The following is a 408-nucleotide window of genomic DNA, read 5'->3' as shown; positions in this document are numbered from 1 at the left end:
AGCCGGGCCGGTCCGGGCACGTGGGCCACAACGACATCCAGGAGGCCGCGACCACGGCCGGGCTGCACGCGACGAGCACGTTCGCCATCGCGCCCGACTGGTCCGCGACGAAGCTCGGGACCCGTGGCCGCGGTCGCTGACGGGGGGGCGACGGCCCTGCGGGCCGTGCCGCCCGCGCCGGGAAACCCGGCGCCCGACTTCACGCTGCCCGACACGCACGGCACGCCCGTCCACCTCGCCGACCTGCGCGGCGGGCCGGTGCTCCTCGTGTTCTACCCGTTCGCGTTCTCCGGCATCTGCACGGGCGAGCTCTGCGAGCTGCGCGACAACCTCGAGGACTTCGAGGCCGCCGGCTTCACGCTGCTGGGCATCTCGTGCGACTCGGTCTTCACGCAGAAGGCGTGGGCG

At 74.3% G+C, this 408-nt stretch carries 1 protein-coding gene; it reads left to right on the top strand.

The features are described 5' to 3' along the window. Positions 1-123 precede the first annotated feature (123 nt). Positions 124-408: redoxin domain-containing protein (locus G3I78_RS49695; protein WP_343244049.1), on the top strand; the 285-nt coding region annotated here is incomplete at its 3' end.

Origin of the sequence: Streptomyces sp. SID13726 (assembly GCF_010548375.1) — a bacterium.
Lineage (GTDB): Bacteria > Actinomycetota > Actinomycetes > Streptomycetales > Streptomycetaceae > Streptomyces.
The sequence above is the reverse complement of the archived record's forward strand: the minus strand, read 5'-3'. Positions and strand labels throughout refer to the sequence as shown.